5 protein-coding genes are annotated in these 6,209 nt (G+C 70.2%); 4 read left to right on the top strand and 1 reads right to left on the bottom strand.

Annotated elements, in window-relative coordinates:
• Nucleotides 1-546: TetR/AcrR family transcriptional regulator (locus QK444_RS30995; RefSeq protein ID WP_282785641.1), on the top strand; the 546-nt coding region annotated here is incomplete at its 5' end.
• 58 nt (nt 547-604) lie between these two features.
• The gene (locus QK444_RS30990; protein ID WP_282785640.1) at nt 605-1,618 is read left to right on the top strand and encodes an LLM class flavin-dependent oxidoreductase; all 1,014 of its coding nucleotides are present in this window, start codon (nt 605-607) and stop codon (nt 1,616-1,618) included.
• 77 nt (nt 1,619-1,695) lie between these two features.
• Here the strand turns inward: QK444_RS30990 and QK444_RS30985 are convergent, their stop codons facing one another.
• Nucleotides 1,696-3,360, bottom strand: a complete 1,665-nt coding sequence (locus QK444_RS30985) for a helix-turn-helix domain-containing protein (RefSeq protein ID WP_282785639.1) — start codon at nt 3,358-3,360, stop codon at nt 1,696-1,698.
• Between the two features lie 110 nt (nt 3,361-3,470).
• Between QK444_RS30985 and pruA the strand changes: the two genes are divergently transcribed.
• On the top strand, nt 3,471-5,126 hold the full coding sequence (gene pruA, locus QK444_RS30980) for an L-glutamate gamma-semialdehyde dehydrogenase (RefSeq protein ID WP_282785638.1): 1,656 nt from the start codon (nt 3,471-3,473) through the stop codon (nt 5,124-5,126).
• Nucleotides 5,123-6,091 carry a proline dehydrogenase family protein gene (locus QK444_RS30975; RefSeq protein WP_282785637.1) on the top strand — a complete coding sequence of 323 codons (969 nt, stop codon included), beginning with the start codon at nt 5,123-5,125 and terminating at the stop codon, nt 6,089-6,091. The genes pruA and QK444_RS30975 overlap by 4 nt, the downstream gene beginning before the upstream one ends.
• Nucleotides 6,092-6,209: the final 118 nt, after the last annotated feature.

Genomic DNA, 6,209 nt, shown 5'->3' with positions numbered 1-6,209 from the left:
GTGGAGTCGGTGCGCGAACGGGGCTACAGGGACACCACGGTCGCCGACGTGGTTCGCCGCGCCCGCACCTCGCGGCGCACCTTCTACGAGCACTTCACCGGCAAGGAGGACTGCTTCATCGCGGTCCTCGAGGAGTGGAACCAGCGCACCATCGCGCGGATCTACGCGGCCGTGGACGTCGCCGCCCCGTGGCGGGTGCAGATCCGGCAGGCCGTGCGGGCGTGGATCGACTCCACCGAGGAGGACCTAGCCATCAGCCTGGTCTGGATCCGGGAGTCGCCCGCACTCGGCGAGGGCGCGCACCGGCAGCATCAGATCGAGGCCGAAGCCTTCATCACCCTCATCCAGAACCTCACCGCCTCACCGGAATTCCAGGCCGCCGACCTGCATCCGCCCACCCGGCAGATGGCCACCATCCTCTACGGCGGTTTCCGGGAGCTGATCGCCACCACCATCGAGGCGGGGGAGCCGGTCACCGGCGTCATCGACGTGGCGGTGGACACGGCACTCGCCGTCATCGGCCCGCGCGTCCACCCGCCGGACTGAACGCCAGGTCACAGCGGGCGGCGAAATATCGCGGGACCCTCGCGGCGTTGCCCCTCCTATGCCCTTCGCACTGTCGATCCTCGATCTCGCGACCATCGCGCGCGGCCAGTCGGCCCGCGACAGCTTCGACAACAGCGTCGCCCTGGCCAGGGCCGCCGAACGCAGCGGGTATCGCCGGGTCTGGTACGCCGAGCACCACAATATGAAGTCCATCGCCTCCAGCGCGACCAGTGTGCTCATCGGCCATGTGGCGTCCAAGACCGAGAGCATTCGGGTCGGCGCGGGTGGCATCATGCTGCCGAACCATTCGCCGCTGGTGATCGCCGAACAGTTCGGCACCCTGGAAACCCTCTACCCGGGCCGCATCGATCTCGGACTGGGCCGGGCGCCCGGCAGCGACCAGACCACCATGCGCGCCCTGCGCCGCGACCACTCCTCCGCGGACTCCTTCCCCCAGGACGTGCTGGAACTCCAGGGCTACCTGAGCGGCGACTCCCGCATCCCCGGCGTTCAGGCGGTTCCCCGCGCCGAAGGCATTGTCCCCCTCTACATCCTGGGCTCCTCCCTCTTCGGCGCCCAGCTGGCCGCCCACCTGGGCCTGCCCTACGCCTTCGCCTCCCATTTCGCCCCCGACGCCCTGCACCAGGCGGTCACCGTCTACCGCGACACCTTCCGCCCCTCCGAGCAGCAGCCCGAACCGTACGTCATGGCCGGTGTGAACGTCTTCGCGGCCGAGGACCACGACGCGGCGGTCGAGCAGCAGACCATCGCCTACCGCGCCCGCACCCGTGCGATGATCAAACGCGGCGCCGCCGGCCACGACTTCACCGACGCCGAGATCGACGCCTTCCTGGCATCCCCTAACGGCCGCCACCTCGCGGCCATGACCCAGTACACCGCCGCCGGCACCCCTGCCGAGGTGCAGTCGTACCTGCAGGAATTCGCCGCCGACATCCAGGCCGACGAACTCATCCTCGCCCACCACGCCACACAGATCGAAGATCGTATCCGGTCGGTGGAGCTGACCGGACGGACGAATGCGGAATCGCCCGCTGCGGTGGCCTCCTCCTGAAACGGGTCACCGTCGGATCATGCGTTCGCGGGAGTGACCGGACGGCTGTGCGGCGATCCAGCGCCCGGTTGATCTCCTCAACGTGTCTCTCCGCGCTTCTCCCGGTCGGCGGCGAGTTGGAGTTCCAATAGCAGTCGATCCGCCGGGTCGTCGAGATCCATGTGGAGGATATGTGCGGCTCGGCGTAGGCGGTAGCGCAGGGTGTTCGGGTGGATTCGCAGCAGGCGTGCCGCCGTGCGTACATCGCCGTGGCAGCGGAGATACTGTTCGACGCTGTCGCGTAGTTCGGCGGAATAGCGGGCGTCGTAGTCGATGACGGTGTCCAGGCGCGGGTCGCGCAGTTGCGGGTTGTTCGTTATGAGGGTGAGGATTTCGCCGAGGAGGACGGTGGTGCGGGAGCGGGCGAGGGTGGTCACCTGTTCGGTGTGGGGGAGGGCGGCGGTGCGGTCGAGAACGCGGTCCACCTCGGCGCGGGCGCGGGCGACGTCGGCCAGCCCGGCGACGGGGGCGCTGATGGCGGCGCGCAGGGGAGAGCCCGATTGCTCCTCCAGGCGCAGGATGATCTGGCGGGTCCACGACTCGACGCTGTCGATCGAATGGTGTTCGGGGAACAGCACATAGGGGCGGCTGTCGATCACCGTGGTGATGCAGTCCTGTCGGAAGCTGCTGGCATGGAGACGCAGGGTGACGGCGGCGCGGCGGATGGCGGCGTCGTCGGGGCGGGTGCGGTCGGCGCAGCTGAAGCCGACCACCGCGCCGCTGCCCTCGGCGGCGATGCCGAAAGTAGCCGCCACGGAGGGGATGTCGACATCGCCGCCGTGCTCGCCGAAGAGCCGCTGGATGAGCAGGGTGTCCGTGCTGGGCGCGTGCCGGGCCCGCCACAGCACCCGGGCCGCGATGGCGGCCGCCCCGCGCAGGACGTCGGCGCAGTCGGCGGGCAGCGCCGCGGCGGCCTCCTGCACCCAGATGGTGCCCAGCGGCTCCGGTCGATCGCCCGGACGTCCGTGTGCGCGGATGCCGATGGCCAGGCGGCCCCGGGTCTCCCATTCGCCGTTGGCCGGCACCTCCACCACGTCGCCGGAGCTGTGCAGCCGTTCGAAGACGTGCGTGCGCTGCAACCAGCGCAGGTAACCCGGCGGCCCCTGCCTGCCGAGGACCGAGAGTCGCCGCACCGGGTCGGCGTCCTCGGTGCTGTCGGCGGAATAGGCCAGCACCCGGGACTGCTCGTCCTCGATCGAGACCAGACCACCCGTTGATTCCGCGACGGTCTGCGCGAGCCCGAAGAGATCGGTGTCGGGCGTCAGCGCACCGGGCGCACCGGCCGAATGGGGCGTGCCGCCCGCGCGAATGATGCGGTTGACCAGCGCGTGCACCATCTCCCAGCGCGCCTGCGGGTTGACGCTGACCAGTGCCACACCGGCGGCGCGGGCGGCGGCGCGCACATCGGGCAGGGTGTCGGCGTCCTTGATGAAGACCGCGCGCGGCCGCAGCTCGACGGGGCAGCCGTCTGAGAGCAGCTCGAGCCAGCGGACGGCGTCCTCGATGCTCGCGCTGACCTGGAGAAACAGGTGTGGCAGCGCACGGGCGGGTGGGGGTTCTGCGGTCAGGTCGCCGGTATCCAGGAAGGCGACCGAACCGATGCCGACCGCGGTGCCCGCGGGGGCATCCACGAGTTCGGCGACGGCATCGGTCAGCGCGGACAGCAGCTCGGCCAGGGGAATGGAACTACGCACGGCTGCCATCCAGCGATAGTCGCATGCTCATCCTCGTCATCGCATCGAACGAAATCCTCTGTCTCATTTCATCCGATCGGCCAATCACAGGGGGGCGGTTTTCGGGTTTATTGCTCGACATGGACGCGATCACCACGGTGCCCGCACCGACCAATGAACCGGTGAATCAGTACGCGCCGGGCAGCCCCGAGCGGGCCCGCCTGCGCACGGCGCTCGACACGCTGTCGGCCGAGCCCACCGACATCCGCCACGTCATCGACGGCGTGCATCGGACCGGAGGCGGAGAGCGTGTCGATGTGGTGCAACCTCATCGGCACGCCGCCGTACTCGGTACGCTGACCACGGCGAACGCGGCCGATGCGCAGGCGGCCGTCGACGCGGCCACGGCCGCCGCGCCCGCGTGGCGGGAACTGCCCTTCGACGAACGCGCGGCGGTCTTCCTGCGCGCCGCCGACCTGCTGGCCGGTCCCTGGCGCGAAACCATCGCCGCCGCAACCATGTTGGGCCAATCGAAGACCGCCTACCAGGCCGAGATCGACGCACCCTGCGAACTGGTGGACTTCTGGCGGTTCAATGTGCACTTCGCGCGGCAGATCCTGGCGGAGCAGCCCAATTCCGCGCCGGGGGTGTGGAACCGGATGGACCACCGGCCCCTGGAAGGGTTCGTCTACGCCGTGACGCCGTTCAACTTCACGGCCATCGCGGGCAATCTGCCGACCGCCCCCGCGCTCATGGGCAACACCGTGGTGTGGAAGCCCTCCGTCACCCAGGCCGTGGCCGCCTACCACACCATGCGCCTGCTCGAGGCCGCCGGACTGCCGCCGGGCGTGATCAATCTCGTGCACGGGTACGGCCCCGAGGTCTCCGAGGTGACGCTGCACGATCCGCGGCTCGCCGGCATCCACTTCACCGGCTCCACCAGCACCTTTCAGCACCTATGGCGCGAGGTTGGCAGCCGCATCGAGCGCTACCACGGCTATCCGCGACTGGTCGGCGAGACCGGCGGCAAGGATTTCGTGCTCGCCCACCCCTCCGCCGACCCGCAAGTCCTGATCACCGCGCTGATCCGCGGCGCGTACGAATACCAGGGGCAGAAGTGCTCGGCCGCCTCGCGCGCCTTCGTCCCCCGTTCGCTGTGGGCACGCATGGGTGACGAGCTGATCGGACGGATCGGCTCGCTGGCCTACCGGGATATCACGGACTTCACGAATTTCGGTGGGGCCGTGATCGATCGCCGTGCCTTCGACCGCAATGCCGCCGCCATCGAGCGGGCCAAGGCCACCGCCGGACTGACCATCGCGGCGGGCGGCACCTACGATGACAGCGTCGGCTACTTCATCGCGCCGACCCTGCTGCTCGGTGACGATCCCACCGACGCGGCCTTCGCCACCGAGTACTTCGGACCGATTCTCGCCCTGCACGTCTACGACGACAGCCGCGCCGACTCCTTCGACGAGGCAGTGCGGATGGTCGACTCCGGCAGCGGTTACGCGCTCACCGGGGCGATCCTCGCCCAGGACCGCCACGCCATCGACAAGGCCAGCGCGGCTTTGCGTTTCGCGGCCGGGAACTTCTACGTCAACGACAAGCCCACCGGTGCGGTGGTTGGGCAGCAGCCGTTCGGCGGCGCACGCGCGTCGGGCACCAACGACAAGGCCGGATCGCCGCTGAACCTGCTGCGCTGGACCTCGCCGCGCTCGATCAAGGAGACCTTCGTCCCCGCCCGATCGCACGAGTATCCGCACCAGCGACCGGAATCCGAGGAGGGACGATGAGCATGTCGCGCAATCCGCTGCGACCGGCGCTGCTGGCCGCCGCGCGTTCGGCGCGCCTCGAGCAGGCCGTCACCCGCATGCCGGTGACCCGCGGCCTCGTCGACCGCTTCGTCGCGGGCGACACCACCGCCGCCGTGCTGGCGGTGGTGCGGGCACTGCGGCAGCAGCACCGCTCGGTCACCGTCGACCATCTCGGCGAGGACATCACCCGCCCCGAACAGGCCCGGCAGGTGGTGCGCGAATACGAGACGCTGCTGCGCGCCCTGTCGGAACTCGGGTCCGATACGCCGGACGACCGTCCGCGGCCACTCGAGGTGTCGGTCAAGCTGTCGGCCCTCGGCCGGTCGCTGCCCGGTACCGGGCAGGACACCGCCCTCGCCCACGCCCGCACCATTGTCGAGGCCGCCGCCGCGCGGGGCATCTGGGTGACCTTCGACGCCGAGGACCACACCACCACCGATTCCACCCTGGCCATCGTGCGCGAACTGCGCCGCGACCACCCGGACACCGTGGGCACGGTACTCCAGGCGTATCTGCGCCGCACCGAGGCCGACTGCGAGGAGTTCGCCGACGCGGGCGCGCGCATCCGGCTGTGCAAGGGCGCCTACGACGAACCCGCGACCGTCGCCCACCGCGGCCGCCGCGACGTCGACGCGGCCTACCTGCGCTGTCTGCGAATCCTCATGGCGGGCAAGGGGTATCCCATGGTCGCCACCCACGATCCGGCCCTGATCGGGTCGGCCGCGCTGTTGGCCACCACCGCGCGGCGGGGCACCGACGACTTCGAATACCAGATGCTCTACGGCGTGCGCGCGGACGAACAGGCCCGGCTGACGGGACTGGGACAGCGGCTGCGGGTGTACGTGCCCTTCGGCGACCAGTGGTACGCCTACTTCGTGCGGCGCCTGGCCGAGCGGCCCGCCAACCTCATGTTCTTCCTGCGGGCGGCAGCACCGCGGAAGTGAACCGACCCGGCGCGGTGCCGCGTGACCCGACGCCAAGACCGCCGCACCCACCGGGATCGGCGACCCCGCGCGGGGGGCAGGATTGCACGCGCGCCGGCATGGCCAATGGTGACCCCCC

The sequence above is a fragment of the Nocardia sp. CC201C genome, assembly GCF_030010695.1.
Lineage (GTDB): Bacteria > Actinomycetota > Actinomycetes > Mycobacteriales > Mycobacteriaceae > Nocardia > Nocardia otitidiscaviarum.
Note: the sequence above shows the minus strand (reverse complement) of the source record. Positions and strands in the feature narration are given on the sequence as shown.

Coding starts and splice junctions, on each gene's coding strand:
- QK444_RS30975 (WP_282785637.1), top strand. CDS start 5,123: ATGAGCATGTCGCGCAATCCGCTGCGACCGGCGCTGCTGGCCGCCGCG.
- QK444_RS30985 (WP_282785639.1), bottom strand. CDS start 3,360: ATGGCAGCCGTGCGTAGTTCCATTCCCCTGGCCGAGCTGCTGTCCGCG.
- QK444_RS30990 (WP_282785640.1), top strand. CDS start 605: ATGCCCTTCGCACTGTCGATCCTCGATCTCGCGACCATCGCGCGCGGC.
- pruA (WP_282785638.1), top strand. CDS start 3,471: ATGGACGCGATCACCACGGTGCCCGCACCGACCAATGAACCGGTGAAT.